18 protein-coding genes are annotated in these 17,720 nt (G+C 67.9%); 14 read left to right on the plus strand and 4 right to left on the minus strand.

Translation table 11 applies throughout. From position 1 onward, the window contains the following. Positions 1 to 2 precede the first annotated feature (2 nt). Complete coding sequence (locus tag AC3EGR_RS06970) at positions 3 to 1,127, minus strand: ABC transporter substrate-binding protein (protein WP_488545730.1); 1,125 nt, start codon at positions 1,125 to 1,127, stop codon at positions 3 to 5. A 137-nt stretch (positions 1,128 to 1,264) separates the two neighbouring features. Here AC3EGR_RS06970 and AC3EGR_RS06975 point away from each other — a divergent pair, with 137 nt between their 5' ends. From AC3EGR_RS06975 to AC3EGR_RS06985, 3 genes are read left to right on the plus strand one after another with little or no spacing between them, the layout of a single operon-like run. Further along, positions 1,265 to 3,319: a molybdopterin-containing oxidoreductase family protein gene (locus AC3EGR_RS06975; RefSeq protein WP_488545731.1), complete on the plus strand. Its 2,055-nt coding sequence runs from the start codon at positions 1,265 to 1,267 to the stop codon at positions 3,317 to 3,319. 17 nt (positions 3,320 to 3,336) lie between these two features. Beyond that, a complete protein-coding gene (locus AC3EGR_RS06980) occupies positions 3,337 to 4,413 on the plus strand; it encodes an aminopeptidase (RefSeq protein ID WP_488545958.1) in 1,077 nt (358 codons plus the stop codon). Continuing rightward, positions 4,406 to 4,846 (plus strand): polyhydroxyalkanoic acid system family protein, encoded by a 441-nt coding sequence (locus tag AC3EGR_RS06985; RefSeq protein WP_488545732.1) that lies wholly within the window; start codon positions 4,406 to 4,408, stop codon positions 4,844 to 4,846. The genes AC3EGR_RS06980 and AC3EGR_RS06985 overlap by 8 nt, the downstream gene beginning before the upstream one ends. Positions 4,847 to 4,936: 90 nt before the next feature. Here the strand turns inward: AC3EGR_RS06985 and AC3EGR_RS06990 are convergent, their stop codons facing one another. From AC3EGR_RS06990 to AC3EGR_RS07000, 3 genes are all read right to left on the minus strand, one after another. Continuing rightward, positions 4,937 to 5,191, minus strand: coding sequence for an acyl-CoA-binding protein (locus AC3EGR_RS06990; RefSeq protein ID WP_488545733.1), 255 nt, complete (start codon positions 5,189 to 5,191; stop codon positions 4,937 to 4,939). An 83-nt stretch (positions 5,192 to 5,274) separates the two neighbouring features. After that, a complete protein-coding gene (locus tag AC3EGR_RS06995; protein ID WP_488545734.1) occupies positions 5,275 to 5,733 on the minus strand; it encodes a hemerythrin domain-containing protein in 459 nt (152 codons plus the stop codon). An 82-nt stretch (positions 5,734 to 5,815) separates the two neighbouring features. After that, positions 5,816 to 6,589 carry a hypothetical protein gene (locus AC3EGR_RS07000; RefSeq protein WP_488545735.1) on the minus strand — a complete coding sequence of 258 codons (774 nt, stop codon included), beginning with the start codon at positions 6,587 to 6,589 and terminating at the stop codon, positions 5,816 to 5,818. Positions 6,590 to 6,814: 225 nt separating this feature from the next. On the opposite strand from AC3EGR_RS07000, the gene rfbB reads away from it, so the two are divergent. The 11 genes from rfbB (at position 6,815) to AC3EGR_RS07055 (ending at position 17,710) form a co-directional block, all read left to right on the plus strand. Next, positions 6,815 to 7,879, plus strand: a complete 1,065-nt coding sequence (gene rfbB, locus AC3EGR_RS07005) for a dTDP-glucose 4,6-dehydratase (protein ID WP_488545736.1) — start codon at positions 6,815 to 6,817, stop codon at positions 7,877 to 7,879. Between the two features lie 2 nt (positions 7,880 to 7,881). Continuing rightward, positions 7,882 to 8,775 carry a dTDP-4-dehydrorhamnose reductase gene (gene rfbD / locus AC3EGR_RS07010; RefSeq protein ID WP_488545959.1) on the plus strand — a complete coding sequence of 298 codons (894 nt, stop codon included), beginning with the start codon at positions 7,882 to 7,884 and terminating at the stop codon, positions 8,773 to 8,775. Positions 8,776 to 8,780: 5 nt separating this feature from the next. After that, positions 8,781 to 9,671 (plus strand): glucose-1-phosphate thymidylyltransferase RfbA, encoded by an 891-nt coding sequence (gene rfbA / locus AC3EGR_RS07015; RefSeq protein ID WP_488545737.1) that lies wholly within the window; start codon positions 8,781 to 8,783, stop codon positions 9,669 to 9,671. Beyond that, on the plus strand, positions 9,668 to 10,225 hold the full coding sequence (gene rfbC, locus AC3EGR_RS07020) for a dTDP-4-dehydrorhamnose 3,5-epimerase (protein WP_488545738.1): 558 nt from the start codon (positions 9,668 to 9,670) through the stop codon (positions 10,223 to 10,225). The genes rfbA and rfbC overlap by 4 nt, the downstream gene beginning before the upstream one ends. 204 nt (positions 10,226 to 10,429) lie before the next feature. Then, a complete protein-coding gene (gmd, locus tag AC3EGR_RS07025; protein WP_488545739.1) occupies positions 10,430 to 11,518 on the plus strand; it encodes a GDP-mannose 4,6-dehydratase in 1,089 nt (362 codons plus the stop codon). Position 11,519: 1 nt separating this feature from the next. Further along, positions 11,520 to 12,458: a GDP-L-fucose synthase family protein gene (locus AC3EGR_RS07030; protein ID WP_488545740.1), complete on the plus strand. Its 939-nt coding sequence runs from the start codon at positions 11,520 to 11,522 to the stop codon at positions 12,456 to 12,458. Then, on the plus strand, positions 12,455 to 13,645 hold the full coding sequence (locus AC3EGR_RS07035) for a DegT/DnrJ/EryC1/StrS family aminotransferase (protein WP_488545741.1): 1,191 nt from the start codon (positions 12,455 to 12,457) through the stop codon (positions 13,643 to 13,645). The genes AC3EGR_RS07030 and AC3EGR_RS07035 overlap by 4 nt, the downstream gene beginning before the upstream one ends. Beyond that, positions 13,642 to 14,508 carry an ABC transporter permease gene (locus AC3EGR_RS07040; protein WP_488545742.1) on the plus strand — a complete coding sequence of 289 codons (867 nt, stop codon included), beginning with the start codon at positions 13,642 to 13,644 and terminating at the stop codon, positions 14,506 to 14,508. The genes AC3EGR_RS07035 and AC3EGR_RS07040 overlap by 4 nt, the downstream gene beginning before the upstream one ends. A 3-nt stretch (positions 14,509 to 14,511) precedes the next feature. Next, positions 14,512 to 15,792, plus strand: coding sequence for an ABC transporter ATP-binding protein (locus AC3EGR_RS07045; protein ID WP_488545743.1), 1,281 nt, complete (start codon positions 14,512 to 14,514; stop codon positions 15,790 to 15,792). Next, positions 15,785 to 16,780 (plus strand): glycosyltransferase, encoded by a 996-nt coding sequence (locus AC3EGR_RS07050; RefSeq protein WP_488545744.1) that lies wholly within the window; start codon positions 15,785 to 15,787, stop codon positions 16,778 to 16,780. The genes AC3EGR_RS07045 and AC3EGR_RS07050 overlap by 8 nt, the downstream gene beginning before the upstream one ends. Positions 16,781 to 16,858: 78 nt before the next feature. Continuing rightward, complete coding sequence (locus AC3EGR_RS07055) at positions 16,859 to 17,710, plus strand: alpha-1,2-fucosyltransferase (RefSeq protein ID WP_488545745.1); 852 nt, start codon at positions 16,859 to 16,861, stop codon at positions 17,708 to 17,710. Positions 17,711 to 17,720 lie beyond the last annotated feature (10 nt).

The raw sequence follows: 17,720 nt of genomic DNA on the forward strand, positions 1-17,720 counted from the left end.
GATCAAGTCCGCACCTTCCCGTCCCCCGTCAGCATCGACAGCTCGACGAATTTCGACGCCACGTGGTCGTTCGGCGAGAACGACACGTTGAACCCGCCGAAGTCCTCGTTGCCCAGCGACTCCAGCCCGGCGACCAGGCCTTCGTGCGTGGGCTTGCCGCGGCGCAAGCCTTCGGCCAGCACCCGGGCCGCCAGGTAGCCCTCCATGCTGGAGAAGTTGGCCTGGTGCTCGCCGCCCGCCTTCTTCACCGCGGCGAGGAACTCGCGTGTGACCGGCCGCGCGGCGTTGTAGGGCGAGGGCACCACCTGCGTCACCACCACGCCGGTGGCGTCCTTGCCCAGTTCGTCGGCCAGCGCCTGCGTGCCCACGAAGGACACGTTGAAGAAGGTGCCGCCGAAGCCGGCGGCGCGCGCCTGGCGGATGAACGCGGCGCAGGCCTTGTAGGCGCCGATCTGCACGATGGCGTCCGGCTGCGCCGCCACCAGCGCCTTCACCGCAGGGCCGACCGCGACCGAGTTGCGTTCCACCGTCGCCTGTCCCACGGTCTTCATGTTGCGCGACTTCAGGGCGAGTTCCACGCCATCGAGGCCGGCTTTGCCGTAGGCGTCGTTCTGGTGGAAGACCGCGATCTTGTGCACGTTGAGAGAAGTCAGCTGCCGCACGATCAGCTCCGTCTCGTCGTTGTACGAGGCGCGGATGTGGAAGGCCCAGCGGTTCAGCGGCTGGCGCAGCGCCATGGCGCCGGTGAAGGGCGCAACGAAGGGGATCCTGGCCGCCGTGGCCAGCGGCAGCGCCGCGACGCTCGTCGGCGTCCCGATGTAGCCGAACAGGGCCAGCGGTTCGTCGGCGATCAGCTTGCGGGTGTTCTCCACGCAGCGGTCCGGTTCGTAGCCGTCGTCCATCTTCACCAGCTCGATGGCGCCGCGGTGCACTCCGCCCTGCGCGTTGAGCTGGTCGAAGTAGAGCCGGGCGCCCTGGTGGAACTGGATGCCCAGTTGGGCAGACGGGCCGGTGAAGGGCGCGGACTGGGCGAGCAGGATGCGGTCGCCCTGCGCGCGCAGGGCGGGCGCCGCGACCAGCGCCACGGCGGAAGCCGCAGCGCGGGTGAAGGTGCGTCGGTTGAGCATGCGCACGATTCTCGCGAGCGGCGCTTGCGATTCGCTGAAGCGCAGCCGAAGGTATTAAAGGCGCCGTGCCTGGGGTGCGACAGGGGCTTGGTTACCATGCGCAGTACTGCTCGCCCCGCTAGCCGACAATGAGCCCCATGCTGGATCCGGCCGCTGCTTCCCCCGCCCGCCAGGTGCTGGGCGCCTGCCCGCACGACTGCCCGGACACCTGCGCGCTGGTCACGACGGTGCAAGATGGCGTGGCGGTGCGCCTGCAGGGCAATCCGGCGCACCGGCCCACCGACGGCGTGCTCTGCAACAAGGTCTCGCACTACCTGGAGCGCACCTACCACCCGGAGCGCTTGCTGCAGCCCTTGCGCCGCGTGGGCCCCAAGGGCTCGGGCCGGTTCGAGCCCGTCTCCTGGGACGCCGCGCTGGACGACATCGCGCGGCGGCTGTCGGCGATCGCCGCGCGCGACCCGCAGGCCATCCTGCCCTACAGCTACTGCGGCACCATGGGCCTGGTGCAGGGCGAGGCCATGGCGGGCCGCTTCTTCCACCGGCTGGGCGCGTCGCTGCTGGATCGCACGATCTGCGCCTCCGCCGGTGCCGAGGCGCTGACCCAGACCCTGGGCGGCAAGGTCGGCATGAAGGTGGAGTTCTTCGCCGAGGCGGGCCTGATCCTCGTGTGGGGCAGCAACGCCATCACGAGCAGCGTGCACTTCTGGCGGCTGGCGCAGGAAGCCAAGCGGCGCGGCGCCAAGCTGGTGTGCATCGACCCGCGCCGCAGCGAGACGGCGGAGAAGTGCCACGAACACCTGCAGCTGCTGCCCGGCACCGACGCCGCGCTGGCCCTCGCCTTGATGCACGAGCTGGTGGTCAACGACTGGCTGGACCACGACTACATCGCGCAGCACACGCTGGGATGGGACGGCCTGCGCGAACGCGCCCTGCGCTGGACGCCCGAGCGGGCGGCCGACGTCTGCGGGATCCCGGCGCAGCAGATCCGCGGCCTGGCGCGTGACTACGGGACGATCCGGCCCGCGGCGATCCGCCTGAACTACGGCATGCAGCGCGTGCGCGGCGGCGGCAACGCGGTGCGCGCGGTCGCCTGCCTGCCTGCGCTCGTGGGCGCATGGCGGCATCGCGCCGGCGGCCTGCTGCTTTCCAGCTCCGGCTTCTTCCCCGCCGACCGCGAATGGCTGCAGCGGCCCGACCTGCTCGGGCAGCGCAACCCGCGCACGATCAACATGGTCACCATTGGCGACGACCTGCTGCGGCCCGCGTCGCCCGCGTTCGGCCCGGCCATCGAGGCGGTGGTCGTCTACAACAGCAACCCGCTGGCGGTGGCGCCGGAGTCGGGCAAGGTGGCGCGGGGCTTCGCGCGCGAGGACCTGTTCACGGTGGTGCTGGAGCAGTTCCACACCGACACCGTGGACTACGCCGACTACGTGCTGCCCGCCACGACGCAGCTGGAACACTGGGACATCCACACCACCTACGGCCACACCGACGTGATGCTGAACCGGCCGGCGATCGCGCCGGTGGGCGATGCACGGCCCAACACCCAGGTCTTTCGCGAGCTGGCCGCCCGCCTGGGCTTCGACGAGCCCTGCTTTCGCGACGGCGACGAGGCGCTGTGCCGCCGCGCTTTCGGCGACCAGGTCGATTTCGGGCAACTGCTGGAGCACGGGTTCGCCAGCCTGCGCGTGCCGGACGCTCCGTTCGCGCAAGGGCGCTTCCCCACGGCCTCGGGCCGCTGCGAGTTCTTCAGCGAGCGGCTCGCGCGCCAGGGACAGGACGGCTTGCCCGACCACGTGCCCAACTACGAGGCGGCGGGGAGCTCGCCGCGTTATCCGCTGGCGATGATCTCGCCGCCGGCGCGCAACTGGCTGAACTCCACCTTCGTCAACGTCCGCAGCCTGCGCGACATCGAGGGCGAGCCGCTGCTGGAGATGCACGCCGACGATGCCGCCGCGCGCGGCATCGCCGACCGCCAGCTGGTGCGCGTGTTCAACGACCGCGGCGAATACCACTGCCGCGCCCGCATCTCGAGGCGCGCGCGCCCCGGCGTCGTCAACGGCCTGGGCATCTGGTGGCGCAAGCTGGGAGCCAACGGCACCAACGTCAACGAGCTCACCAGCCAGCGCCTGACCGACATGGGCCGCGCGCCCGTGTTCTACGACTGCCTGGTCGACGTGCATCCCGCGTGAGGAAGAAGGCACTGTTCATGGGATTGGCAGGCGTGGCGGGACTGGCGGTGGCGGCGACGCTGTGCCTGACGGGGTGTTCCAACCTGGGCTACTACTGGCAGTCGGTGACCGGCCACATGAACATCATGGCGGCCGCCAAGCCGATCGACGAACTGCTGCAGGAGCCCCAGACCTCCGAGCGGCTGCGCCAGCGCCTGAAGCTGGCGCAGCGCATCCGCCGCTACGCGGTGACCGAACTCGGGCTGCCGGACAACGCGAGCTACCACCGCTACGCCGACCTGCACCGCACCGCGGCGGTCTGGAACGTCACCGCGGCGCCGGCCTATTCCCTGGAACTGAAGACCTGGTGCTTCCCCGTCACCGGCTGCGTGGGCTACCGCGGCTACTACGACGAGAAGCGCGCGCGCAGCGACGCCACGGACCTGGAGCAGCAGGGCTACGAGACGAACGTGTACCCCGTCACGGCCTATTCCACCCTGGGCTTCATGAACTGGGCCGGCGGCGACCCGCTGCTCAACACCTTCATCGGCTACCCCGAAGGCGAACTGGCGCGGCTGGTCTTCCACGAGCTGGCGCACCAGGTGATCTACGCCAAGAACGACACGACCTTCAACGAGTCCTTCGCCACCGCGGTGGAGCGGCTGGGCGGCGAGCGCTGGCTGCGCACGCAGGCCGACGAGAAGGCGCGGCAGGACTACGCGGCGTACGACGGCCGCAGGCGCGCGTTCCGCGAGGTTTCGCGCCGCACGCGCGAGGCGCTCAAGGCCCTCTACGAGACGCCGGGCATGACGCCGCAGGCCAAGGAAGATGGCAAGCAGAAGCTGATGGCGCAGTTCCGCGAGGACTATGCGCGGATGAAGGCCGGCGCCGGCGGCGAGCCCACCGCCTGGCGCGGCTACGACCGTTGGGTGCGCGAGGCGAACAATGCCTTCTTCGGCGCCCAGGCCGCCTACGACGAACTGGTGCCCGGCTTCGAGGCGCTGTTCCATGCGCAGGGCGACGACTGGACGCGCTTCTACGCTGCTGCCAGGCAACTTGCCACCCTCCCCAAGGAGGAGCGGCACCAGAAACTCAAGGAGGCCGCCGGTGGCTGAAATCCGTATCGTGCGCGAGCACGCCCTGGGTCTGGAGCAGGCGCGCAAGCTCGCGAGGCGCTGGATGGAGGTCGCCGAGGCGAAGCTGGCCCTGGAGTGCAGGTACGAAGAGGGCAAAAGCCATGACCGGGTGCGCTTCGAGCGGCCCGGCGCGCAAGGCGCTCTGGAAGTCAGCGCAGACAAGTTCCAGCTGCATGCCAGGCTGGGCCTGCTGCTGGGCGTCTTCCGCACGAAGATCGAGACCGAGATCGTCAAGAACCTCGACGAGCTGCTGGCGCACCAGGATCCGCTGCATGCCTTCGAGCAGGGGCTCGCCAAGCACGAAGCCAGGCGCGCCGCCAAGCACGCGAAGCCGCATGGGGAGTTGCACAAGCCCGCTGCCAAGGTCGCGGCGAAAGCGCCGGCCAAGACGCCCGTGCGAAAGAAACACTGAGGATGTCATCCCGGCCCCGGAGCCGGGATCCACGGGGCGCCAGGGCGAGGTCCATGATTGCGGGTCCAGCCCGCAATGACAGGATTCCCGTCAGCTCAGGGACTGGATCAGCTCGATGTACTGCCGCTTGGCGTCATCGCTTTCCGTGCCCTTGCAGCCGTTCCACGCATCCCACTTCGCGCGGCCGATCATGTCGCCGAAGCCGGGCTTCTTCTCGGTGACGTCGCCGCTGGTGGCCTGCTTGTACAGGCCGTAGATCTTCAGCAGCGTGGCGTTGTCCGGCCGCTGCGACAGCTTCCTGGAATTGGCGACGGCGGCTTCGAAGTCGGCGTTGAGGTCGGCCATGGGGTCTCCTGCGGGTTCTTTGGGGGCGCTATCTTAAGTGCAGCGCTCCGCTGCGCACCGGACCGGACGTGCCGGTGCGGACCTCACGCTTCCTGCTTGATGCGAAGCGTCATGAACTCCGCCTCGTAGTCGCGCCCGAGTTGCGTCTTCTGCTCCTCGCTGAGCACCTCGCCAGCCTGCGGGAAGAACTTCTGCTCCTCCTCGTTCAGGTGGTGCTCGATCTTGTCGCACAGCTTCTGGCAGCATTCCAGCCATTCCGCGGCGTGCGGATCGAGCTCGTCGAGGTGCTCGACCATCTCGTCCATCTCGTGGTGTTCCGCGATCGCGTGGCGCGAGAGGTCCACCGACTGGTCGAACTCGAACAGGGGGACGTAGAAGCAGCGCTCCTCCGCCGTCTCGTGCGCGGCCAGTTCGGCCTTGAGCTCCTCGAAGACGTGCTGCCCCTCCGGCGTGGTGGGCTGGCTTTCGAGCAGGCGCGCCGCCAGTTCGCGCTGGGTGCGGTGACTCACGAGGAGTGCCTGGAAGATGTTCTGTGGCTCCATCCGCCGGGATTCTTCCGCACGGACGAGACTGCGCCTGTAGTCTGGCGTCGCCAGCGCCCGTAGGGCGCTGCTAGGGCCCCCGCTAGACCTTGAGCTCTTCGCGGGCCATTTCCACGTCCAGCCATTCCTTGGCGTCCAGCGGCTCCATGGCGGCCGCCTGCTGGTACAGGCGCGTCGCCTCCTTCATCTTCTTCTCGCCTTCGAGCATGACGAGGCCGTTGGCGTATTCGATCAGCGCGATGGGCGAGCGGGCGTGCAGGCGCAGGCCCTCCTGGAACAGCTGCAGCCCCGCCTCCTTCTTCGCGCCGTAGGTCATGCCGCCGATCAGGGTCCCGACCTTGTCGATCACCTCCGCATGGAAGGCGCCCAGCGCCACGTGCGCATCCGCATGCTGCGGCTGCAAGGCGATGGTGCGCTCCAGGCTGGCCTTGACCTTGCTCCCAAGGCCCTGTGCCAGCGCCTTGGCCACGCTGATGGCCTGGCTGTAGCGTCCCAGGGCATAGGCGTGCCAGTACCAGGCGTTGGCGTTGCCCGGGTCGTCCTGCGACTGGCGCTCCGCGCGCTGCGCCGCCTCCTGGAACAGGTCGAGCCGGTTCTTTTCCTTCTTCTCCAGGTAGTTGGCGTAGATGCAGGCCGCCTTGTTGGCCACGGTCAGGCCCGCGCCGCCGGCGGCCAGCCCGGCCTCCACCGCCTGCTGGAACTCCCCGTTGTGGAACAGCACCCAGGCGGCGAGCACCCTGGGGTCGGACGGCAAGGGCTCGGCGTCGCCTCCGTGCAGGCGCGGCCACTCGCGGCTCACGCTGGCGGCGTCGTGCCGGTAGCTGCCCGGCTGTGGGAAGGCCGTCCACTTGCCCATCTCGTCTTGCCCTTCTGGCCCTGCGTTCGCGCCGCGGCCGGTTCCCCCTGGGCGCCGGCCGCTCGCAGCAGGTGCGTGCCTGGCGCAGGTTCCGGATAGCGTACCAGCAGATGGAGCAGGCGGTTTGCGCTTCGCAGCAAGCCAGGCCACTGCGCCGCCTCCGGCCTCGCGCGGGGCCCCTGGGAGGCGATGCGATAATTGCCGGGCAAAGAGAAGGGCCTCGCAGTGATTCTCGTGACTGGAGGAGCCGGCTTCATCGGCTCGAATTTCGTGCTTGACTGGCTGGGGGCCGGCAACGAGCCCGTCCTGAACCTGGACAAGCTCACGTACGCCGGCAACCGCGAGAACCTGCGTTCGCTGGATGGCGATGCGCGGCACGTGTTCGTGCAGGGCGACATCGGCGACCAGGCGCTGGTGGAGAGCCTGCTGGCCAGGCACCGGGTGCGGGCCGTCGTCAACTTCGCCGCCGAGTCGCATGTCGATCGCTCCATCCATGCGCCGGGCACCTTCATCGAAACCAACGTGGTGGGCACCTTCCGGCTGCTGGAAGCCGTGCGTGCCTACTGGTCGGGCCTGCAGGGGGCCGAGCGCGAGGCCTTCCGCTTCCTCCACGTCTCGACCGACGAGGTCTACGGTTCGCTCGCGCCCACCGACCCGGCCTTCACCGAGGACCACAAGTACGAGCCGAACAGCCCGTACTCCGCGAGCAAGGCAGCGAGCGATCATCTGGTGCGTGCGTACCACCACACCTACGGGCTGCCGGTGCTGACCACCAACTGCTCGAACAACTACGGGCCCTACCACTTCCCGGAGAAGCTGATCCCGTTGATGATCGTCAACGCGCTCGCGGGCAAGCCGCTGCCGGTGTACGGTGACGGGCAGCAGGTGCGCGACTGGCTTTACGTCACCGACCACTGCAGCGCGATCCGGCGCGTGCTGGACAAGGGCCGCCTGGGCGAGACCTACAACGTCGGCGGCTGGAACGAGAAGCCCAACCTGGAGATCGTGCATACGGTCTGCGCCCTGCTGGACGAACTGCGTCCCCGCGCCGACCAGCGCAGCTACCAGGAGCAGATCACCTTCGTGACGGACCGCCCCGGCCACGATCGGCGCTACGCGATCGACGCGCGCAAGCTCGAGCGCGAGCTGGGCTGGAAGCCGGCGGAAACCTTCGAGACCGGCATCCGCAAGACCGTGCAGTGGTACCTCGCGAACGGCGAGTGGGTGCAGCGCGTGCAGAGCGGCGCGTACCGGGAGTGGATCTCCCGCCAGTACGCCAGCGCCGCTTGAGCGTGAAGATCCTCCTGTTCGGCCGCAATGGCCAGGTGGGCTGGGAACTCCAGCGCAGCCTCGCCCCTCTGGGGCAGGTGATCGCCCTGGACCGCGCGGGCGAGGGCGGGCTATGCGGCGACCTGACGGATGCCGCGGGCGTGGCGCGCACCGTCGGGGCGGTGCGGCCCGATGTCATCGTGAATGCGGCGGCCTATACGGCGGTCGACAAGGCCGAGACCGAACAAGGCCTGGCCGAAGCGGTCAACGCGGTCGCGCCCGGCGCCATCGCGCAAGCGGCCCGGCGCGTCGGCGCCGCGCTCGTCCACTTTTCCACGGATTACGTTTTCGACGGCAGCGGCACGCGGCCCTGGCAGGAGACCGACCCCACCGGGCCGCTGGGCGTGTACGGCGCCACCAAGCTGGAAGGCGAGCAGCGCATCGCCGCCGCGCTGCCGCGGCACCTGATCCTGCGCACCAGCTGGGTCTATGCGGCGCGCGGCGGCAACTTCGCCAGGACCATGCTGCGCCTGGCCCGGGAGCGCACGGAGCTGAAGGTGGTGGACGACCAGGTGGGCGCGCCCACCGGTGCGGACCTGCTGGCGGACGTCACGGCGCAGGCGCTGCGTCCCTTCCTGGAGGGAACGGCGCCCGCCGGCATCTATCACCTGGCGGCGGCCGGAGAGACCAGCTGGCACGGGTATGCCCGCTTCGTCGTCGGGGCTGCACAGGCAGCGGGCGCCGAGCTGAAGGCAGGACCGGAGCAGGTGTTGCCGATTCCCACCAGTGCATTTCCGACCCCGGCGCGGCGCCCACATAATTCCCGGCTGGACACCACCCGGCTGCGGACCGCGTTCGGGCTTGCGCTGCCGCCGTGGCAGCAGGGCGTGGCCCGCATGCTGCAGGAAATCCTCTGAACACCATGACCCGACGCAAAGGCATCATCCTCGCCGGCGGCTCCGGCACGCGCCTGCACCCGGCCACGCTGGCCCTGAGCAAGCAGCTCCTGCCGGTGTACGACAAGCCGATGATCTACTACCCGCTCAGCACGCTCATGCTGGGCGGCCTGCGCGACGTGCTCGTCATCAGCACCCCGCAGGACACCCCGCGCTTCCAGCAGCTGCTGGGCGACGGTGCGAACTGGGGCCTGAACATCCAGTACGCGGTGCAGCCCAGCCCCGATGGCCTGGCCCAGGCCTTCCTGATCGGCGAGCGCTTCATCGCCAACGACCCGAGCGCTCTGGTGCTGGGCGACAACATCTTCTACGGCCACGACTTCCAGCCCATGCTGCGCGAAGCGGGTGGGCAGCAGGACGGGGCAACGGTCTTCGCCTACCACGTGCAGGATCCCCAGCGCTACGGGGTGGTGGACTTCGACGCCGCCGGCAAGGCCAGCAGCATCGAGGAAAAGCCGGCCCAGCCGCGCAGCAACTACGCGGTGACCGGCCTGTACTTCTACGACAACGCGGTGGTGGACATCGCCAAGTCCGTGAAACCCAGCGCCCGCGGCGAGCTGGAGATCACGGCGGTGAACCAGGCCTACCTGGAGCGGGGGCAGCTTTCCGTGCAGATCCTCAAACGGGGCTACGCGTGGCTGGATACCGGCACGCACGAGAGCCTGCTGGAGGCCGGCCAGTTCATCGCCACGCTGGAAAACCGCCAGGGCCTGAAGATCGCCTGCCCGGAAGAGATCGCGTGGCGGGCGGGCTTCATCGACGACGCGCAGCTGGAACGGCTGGCCGAGCCGCTGAAGAAGAACGGGTACGGCCGCTACCTGCTGAACCTCCTGCGCGACGGAAAGCAGGCCGCATGAAAGTCGCGCGGACCGCGATTGCAGACGTGCTGGTGCTGGAGCCCAGGGTGTTCGGCGATGCGCGTGGTTTCTTCCTGGAAAGCTACAACCAGCGTGCCTTTCACGAAGCAACCGGGACGGACCCGGTGTTCGTGCAGGACAACCATTCCCGTTCCGGCAAGGGCGTGCTGCGCGGCCTGCACTACCAGGTACGCCAGCCGCAGGGCAAGCTGGTGCGGGTGGCGCGGGGCAGGGTGCTGGACGTGGCCGTCGACATCCGCCGCTCCTCACCGACCTTCGGCCGCTGGGTGTCCGCCGAACTGTCCGAGGAGAACCAGCGCCAGATCTGGATCCCGCCTGGGCTGGCGCACGGTTTCTTGGTCCTGAGCGACTCCGCCGACTTCCTTTACAAGACGACCGACTACTACGCGCCGGAGCACGAACGCTGCATCGCCTGGGACGATCCCGCCATCGGGGTCGACTGGGGGCTTGCGGCAGCGGGGATCGAGGAGCCGCTGTTGTCGGCCAAGGACCGCGCGGGACTCTTGTTGTCCCGTGCCGAATTGTTTCCATAAAGCCCGTGCCGAAGCCGGGCTGACTGGCGGAAACGATAAAATAGCGCCCGACCTGCCGCAGAGCTGGCAAAAGCGTTCCCGCCCCGGCCCAGCCTGGCCCGGCCCGACGTGCCGCCGAAACGCGCGATCCGCTCGCATCCCTGTCGGCGGCCGTCGTGGTTGAACTTTCCTCCGACAGGTTTCCTGACCCCCAAGGTCTCCAGCATGACCAAGAAAATCGCATTGATCACCGGCGTGACCGGCCAGGACGGCGCCTACCTCGCCGAAATGCTGCTCGGCAAGGGCTACGAGGTGCACGGCATCAAGCGCCGCACCTCGCTGTTCAACACGGACCGCATCGACCACCTGTTCCAGGATCCGCACGTCTCCGACGGGCGCTTCGTGCTGCACCACGGCGACATGACCGATTCGTCCAGCCTCATCCACATCATCGGCAAGGTGCGGCCGGACGAGATCTACAACCTGGCCGCGCAAAGCCACGTCGCGGTGTCCTTCGAGGAGCCGGAGTACACGGCCAACTCGGACGGGCTGGGTGCGCTGCGCATCCTGGAGGCCATCCGCATCCTGGGCCTGGAGAAGAAGACGCGCTTCTACCAGGCCTCGACCTCCGAGCTGTACGGCCTGGTGCAGGAAGTGCCGCAGAAGGAGACGACGCCCTTCTATCCCCGCAGCCCGTACGCGGTGGCGAAGCTGTACGCGTACTGGATCACCATCAACTACCGCGAGGCGTACGGCCTGTACGCCTGCAACGGCATCCTGTTCAACCACGAGTCGCCGCTGCGGGGCGAGACCTTCGTCACGCGCAAGATCACGCGCGCGCTGGCCCGCATCAAGCTGGGCCTGCAGGAGCGCCTGTACCTGGGCAACATGGACTCGCTGCGCGACTGGGGCCATGCCCGCGACTACGTCGAGATGCAGTGGCTGATGCTGCAGCAGGACAAGCCCGAGGACTTCGTGATCGCGACCGGGGTGCAGTACAGCGTGCGCCAGTTCGTGGACGAGGCGGCCGCCGTGTTGGGCATGAAGCTCTCCTGGAAGGGCAAGGGCGTCGACGAGAAGGCGTTCGACGCGCAAGGCCGCTGCGTGGTGGAAGTCGATCCCCGCTACTTCCGTCCGACGGAGGTCGAGACCCTCCTGGGCGATGCGAGCAAGGCGCGCCAGAAGCTGGGGTGGACCCCGCGCATCACCTTCAAGGAACTGGTGCGCGAGATGGCCGAAGCCGACCTCGAACTGGCGAAGATCGACCAAGAGGTCTACAAGCGCGGCCACAAGGCACTGCGCAACCAGGGCTGACATGGTGGCGGCGAAAGGCACCGTGTTGCTCACGGGCGGCAGCGGCATGGTGGGACGCAACGTGGCCGAATTTCCGGCCGCGGCGGGGTGGGAGCTGGTGGCACCGACCAGCCGCGAGCTGGACCTGCGCGATGCACAGGCCACCGCCGATTACGTGTGCAAGCTCAAGCCCGACGTGGTGATCCACGCGGCCGGCCGCGTGGGGGGCATCCAGGCGAACATCGCGGCACCCGTGGACTTCCTGGTGACCAACCTGGACCTCGGGCGCAACATCGTGATGGCGGCGCGCGCCGCCGGCGTGCCCCGCCTGCTGAACCTGGGCAGCTCCTGCATGTACCCGCGCGAAGCGCAGAACCCGCTGGTGGAAAGCTCCGTGCTCCACGGCGAACTGGAGCCCACCAACGAGGGCTACGCGCTGGCCAAGATCGCCGTGGCGCGCCTGTGCCAGTACGTCACGCGGGAGCAACCCGCCCTGTCGTACAAGACGCTGATCCCCTGCAACCTGTACGGGCCGCACGACAAGTTCGATCCGAGGCATTCGCACCTGGTCCCGGCGATCATCCACAAGGTGCACGTCGCGAAGACCCAGGGCCAATCCGAGGTCGAGATCTGGGGCGACGGCACGGCGCGCCGGGAATTCATGTTCGCGCCGGACCTCGCGGACGCCATCTGGCGCGCGCTGGAACGCTTCGACACCCTGCCGCAGATGATGAACGTCGGGGTCGGCCAGGACCACTCCGTGAACGACTACTACCGCATCGCCGCGCAGGTGATCGGCTGGAACGGTCGCTTCGTGCACGACACGAGCAAGCCGGCCGGCATGAAACAGAAGCTCGTGTCCACCGAGCGGCAGGAGGCCTGGGGCTGGGGCCCCTCCACCAGCCTCGAAGCCGGCATCGCCGCTACCTACCAACATTACCTCAGGCTGAACCCGACATGAGCAAACCGTACCCGCTCGCCACCACCACGTGGGACCAGAAGGAGCTCGATGCGATCCAGTCGGTGATCGCCTCCGGCATGTACTCCATGGGCCCGCGCGTCGCCGCTTTCGAGCGCGAGTTCGCTGCCTATGTCGGCAGCAAGTTCTGCGTGATGTGCAACTCGGGGTCCTCGGCCAACCTGCTGATGGTGGCTGCGCTGCGCTTCCGCAAGGACAATCCCCTGGTTCCCGGTGACGAGATCATCGTCCCGGCCGTGTCCTGGAGCACGACGTACCACCCGCTGCAGCAGTACGGCCTGAAGCTGAAGTTCGTCGACGTGGACCGCGACACGCTCAACTACGACCTCGAAGCGCTGCAGGCGGCCGTGGGGAGCGCGACGCGCGCGATCATGGTGGTGAACCTGCTCGGCAACCCCAACGACTTCGCGCGGATCGAGCGCATCGTCGGCGGTCGCAACATCGTCGTGATCGAGGACAACTGCGAATCGCTGGGCGCGCGCGTCGGCGGCAAGCAAGCCGGAACCTTCGGCGCGATGGGCAGCTACAGCGCCTTCTTCAGCCACCACATCTCCACGATGGAAGGCGGCATGGTCGTCACCGACGACGAGGAGCTGTACCACATCATGTTGTCGGTGCGTGCCCATGGCTGGACGCGCAACCTGCCGAAGAACAACAAGGTGACGGGCACCAAGAGCGACGACGCCTTCGTGGAGTCCTTCAAGTTCGTGCTGCCCGGCTACAACCTGCGCCCGCTGGAAATGAGCGGCGCCATCGGCACGGAGCAGCTGAAGAAGCTGCCCGGGATGGTCGAAGACCGGCGCCGCAACGCGCGGAAATTCCTCGAATTGCTCAAGGGCTATCCGCAACTGCGCACCCAGAAGGAGATCGGCGAGAGCAGCTGGTTCGGCTTCAGCATGATCATCCAGCCGGATGCAGGCTTCAGGCGGGAGGACGTCGTGCGGGTCTTCACGAAGCACGGAATCGACGTGCGCCCGATCGTGGCGGGCAACTTCGCCAAGAACGAGGTGCTGCGCTGGTTCGACTACACGGTGCACGGAAAGCTGACCAACGCCGACGACCTCGACGCGAACGGCCTGTTCATCGGCAACCACCACTACGGGCTGGACGAGGAATTCCGGACGCTTCGTACGGCGCTGGACGAGCTGACCGGCTCCTTCCGCCAATGAGCGCGATCCCGGTGCGCAGTGCTCCCGGCAAGGATCCGGACACGCTGCCGATCCTCACCATCACGCCGGTTGCCGACGGTTCGCAGTACTGGCGTGAGCTGTGGCTGCGCCGCGGGCTGCTCGCCATGATGGTGTGGCGCGACATCGTGGTTCGCTACAAGCAGACGGCCATGGGCCTGAGCTGGGCGCTGATGCGCCCGGTCGCAACCATGCTGGTGTTCACCTTCGTCTTCGGCAAGCTGGCGAACCTGCCGTCCAATGGCGCGCCCTATGCCTTGCTGGTGTTCTCGGGGCTGCTGCCCTGGCTGTTCTTCTCGGCGAGCTTTTCCGACGCGAGCAACAGCGTCATCGGCAACGGCAATCTCGTCTCCAAGGTCTACTTCCCGCGGCTCATCATCCCGGTCACCTCGGTGCTCGTCGGACTCGTGGACTTCCTGGTCGCCCTGGTGGTGTACTCCGTGCTCGCACTGGTGTACGGCCACGCGCCCGGGTGGCAGATCCTGGCGCTGCCGCTGTTCCTCCTCCACTTGTGCCTGCTGATCCTGGGCTGCAGCCTGTGGGTGTCCGCCCTGGGCGTGTGGTACCGCGATTTCCGCCACCTGCTGCCGGTGGTCCTGCAACTGGGGGCCTATCTTTCACCCGTCGGCTTCGCCAGCTCCGTGCTGCCCGAGAAGTGGTTCCTGCTGTATTCGCTCAATCCCATGGTCGGCATCATCGACGGTTTCCGCTGGTCCCTTCTCGGCGCGGGGCAGCCCTTGCATCTGTCCGCCATCGGCATCTCGCTGGGCATCACCCTGCTGCTGCTGCTCCCCGGCCTGCGGTTCTTCCGCCGCAGCGAGCCCCATTTCGCCGACGCCCTGTAGATCGTGAGCAAAGCCATCATCGTCGAGGGTGTCTCCAAGCGATTCACCCTGCACCACGAAAAGGAACGTGCCGCCGCCCGCGGCCGCCTGGCGCGCGTCGCCGGCATGTTCCGGCAGACAACCCCCGAACCCGACGAGGTGTTCTGGGCCCTGCGCGACATCAGCTTCGAGGTGGAGCAGGGCCAGCGCATGGCCATCGTGGGCCGCAACGGCGCGGGAAAGTCGACGCTGCTGAAAATCCTTTCGCGCGTCATGAGCCCCACGGAAGGGCGCATCCAGATCCGCGGCCGGCTGAGCAGCCTGCTGGAAGTCGGCACGGGCTTCCACCCGGACCTGACCGGCCGCGAGAACATCTACCTCAATGGCGCGGTGCTGGGCATGCCGCGCGCGGAGGTGCGGCGCAAGTTCGACGCGATGGTGGACTTCGCCGAGGTCGAGGCCTTCCTGGACACGCCCGTCAAGCACTACTCCAGCGGCATGTACGTGCGGCTGGCGTTCTCGGTCAGCGCCTTCCTGGAACCGGACATCGTCATCCTCGACGAAGTGCTGTCCGTCGGCGATGCAGGCTTCCAGAAGAAGAGCATGCGCAAGCTGCGCGAGATCACGTCCGAGGGCCGGACGGTGATCCTCGTGAGCCACAGCATGCCCGCCGTGCGCGACTTCTGCAACCGCGCGCTGATGATCGAGAACGGCCGCACGCGCGGCATCATCGACGTGGAGGAGGCGGTCGCCGAGTACGCCGCCGAGAACCGTGTCGAGGAGCCCATCGAGCTGACGACCCGGTGGGTCGCCCCGCCGCACGACGGCAGCGCCGTCGACCATGGTCGGCTGGTCCAGGTGCGTCTCACCGACGCGAGGGGCGACGACGTCGGGACGGAGTTTTCGTTCGACCAGCGCCTGTGGGTCGAGATCGGCGTGGACATCCACGAGCCGTCCGAGGAACTGACCGTCGGTTTCGCGCTGTACGACGAGATGGACACCGTCATCTTCTGGAGCTTCCACGTGGACGGTTCGGCGGACATCCAGCGCCAGCAGGTCCGCGGCCTGAACGTGTTCCGCACGGAGCTGCCGATGGCGGTCCTGAACAACGGCATCCTGCGGCTGAAGACGCTGGTCGGCGTGTACAACAAGCGCTGGATCGTATCGCCCGACGACCGCCTCGGGCAACTGATGTTCTCGCTGGGTGGCCGCCTGAGCGACTCGCCGTTCTGGGTGCTGAAGCGCCCGGGCGTCGTCGCCCCGCGCCTGGAATGGACCGCGACACCGGGAGCCGCGGGTGCCTGAGCCCACCATCTCGGTTGTCATGCCGAACCTCAACGGGGCAAAGTATCTCCGGCGAGCGCTCGACTCCTTCCTCGCCGAGAAGTACGAGGCGAAGGAGCTGATCGTCGTGGACGGCAAGTCCACCGACGGCTCCCACGCGCTGCTGGCCGAGTACGCCGGCCGCCACCCGAACGTCCGCTGGCTGGAAGTCCCCGACCGCGGCATCTCCGATGCGATCAACATCGCGCTGGAGGTCGCGCGCGGTGACGTCATCGGTTACCTGGGCAGCGACGACCTGCTGGCGGGCGAGGTGTTCCGCACCATCGCGCGCTGGGAACCTTTCATCGACTTCGACGCGATCTTCTTCAACTCGTACACGTACTACGTGCAGGAGCGGCGCATCGTGCTGCAGAAGCCGTCGGTCGCGGATATCACCTTCGAGAACCTGCTCGCGAAGGGCACGATCGTCGGGTTGCAGAACACGTTCTATCGCAGACGCGTCTTCGACGAACTGAAGTTCAACGTCGACAATCGCTATTCGATGGACTACGAGATGCTGCTCGAGGTGGCGCAGCGCAAGGGCATGTTCTTCTACGTCGACGACGTGGCAACCCTGAACTACTTTGACGGCAACATTTCCCACAACAACCATGCGCAGGCGATGGAGGCGGCATACGTGGCGCGCCGTTTTTGCGGGGACTACCAGGGGCCGTTGTTCGGGGAAGAGTGGCTGCCTGAACAGGACCGGCGCGGATGGCAGCCGCCTGCCGAGGTCGGGGCATCCGCCGAAACGCAGCAGGATGCCGTCGGAACGCAGGAAGGTGCGAACGTCCCCGGCGCGGTCCAGGCACCTTGCGAGGCGACCGCAACAGCGGCCGTGGCCGCTGAGACGCCGCCTGCGGAGGCGCCGCTGGCGGAAGGGGAGACCCCGGCGGAGCCGTCTGCGGAAGGCTGGAAAGCCAGGCTGTCGTCTCTGGGCCGCAGTCTTGGTGGGACCCGTCGACCGTAGTGGCGCTGTTCGATGGATGCCCCACGCGGGCGTAACTTTTTTGAATTGGCAATGATCGTCAGTCGACTCATCGGGGGCTTGGGCAATCAGATGTTCCAGTACGCGGCCGCGCGGGCGCTTGCGGACCGCAGGGGCAGCGACGTAGTGCTGGACGTGAGTGCGTTCGCGGACTACTCGGTGCACCAGTTCGCCCTGGATGCCATGCGCGTGCGGGCGCAGCTGCGCACCGAGGTTCCCGCCGTCGAGGTGAAGGAGCGCGGTCCGCTGGCTCGCAAGGTGCAGTCGCTGTGGCGGCGCGTCGCGGCTTCCGCGCCGGCGGCCGTGCCTACGTACCGCGAGCACTCGTTTGCCTACGACTCGGGCGTGCACCAGCAGCGCGCCCCGGTGGAGCTCGAAGGCTACTGGCAAAGCGAGAAATACTTCAGCGACGACGCCGATGCGATCCGCCGCGACTTCACGCCCGTGGAGGCGCCGGATGCGGCCAACCGTGCCATGCTGGATCGCATGCAGGGGACGTGCGCCGTGTCGCTGCACGTGCGCCGCGGCGACTACGTGACCAACCCGAACGCCGCGGCCTACCACGGGTCCTGCTCGCCGGACTACTACCGGCGGGCAGTGGACCACATCGCCGAGCGTGCCGGCCCGCTCACGCTGTTCGTCTTCTCCGACGACCAGGACTGGGTGCGCGCGAACATGCATTTCGCCCACCCCTGCGTGCACGTGGATTGCAACCCGCCCGCGCGCGGCGTATGGGACATGCACCTGATGAAGAACTGCCGCCACCACGTCGTGGCGAACAGCTCCTTCAGCTGGTGGGGCGCGTGGCTGAATCCTTCGTCGGACAAGATGGTGGTGGCGCCTCGCCAGTGGTTCACCGACCCGAAGATCGACACCTCCGACCTGATCCCTCCGACGTGGGTCCGGGTGTGAGCAGGAGGCG

It is taken from the genome of Ramlibacter sp. G4-7 (genome assembly GCF_057784995.1).